Genomic DNA, 462 nt, shown 5'->3' on the forward strand with positions numbered 1-462 from the left:
CCCCGAGATGGACGGCCTCATCGGCGATCAGATGGACCGCCGGACGGTGCTCTTGGAGTCCGTGAAGTACGGCGTGCCGCTCGTCATCCTGATCTACGTGCTGGGCGTGCTCCAGTACACGGTGATGACCGCGGCGCTGTACACCGCGCTGTCGATGATCGCCTTCGGGATCGGCGTACCGCAGATCCAGGCGGCCCTCGACGGCGAGAGCAACCGCGAGGCGTTCGTCGAGACGCTCGAACAGACGATCGACGGCTTCCGCGAGGGGGTCATCGTCGTCGCGCCGGTGACGATCATCCTCGCGGCGATCAACGGCGTCGTCGACATCCTGATGGCGACGGGCGTTCCGACCGCCATCTCGCTCACGCTGCTCGACCTGTCGGGCGGCATCGCCATCGTCGCGTTCATGCTGGCGATGATCATCTGTATCATCCTCGGCCTCGGCATGCCGACGACCGCCGC

1 protein-coding gene is annotated in these 462 nt (G+C 66.2%); it reads left to right on the plus strand.

The genetic code is table 11. The features are described 5' to 3' along the window. The coding region (locus D3D01_RS22785) for a TRAP transporter large permease subunit (protein WP_121513870.1) at positions 1–462 on the plus strand (462 nt) is incomplete at both ends.

Origin of the sequence: Haloarcula sp. Atlit-7R, assembly GCF_003666065.1 — an archaeon.
In the GTDB taxonomy this organism is placed as follows: Archaea; Halobacteriota; Halobacteria; order Halobacteriales; family Haloarculaceae; genus Haloarcula; species Haloarcula taiwanensis.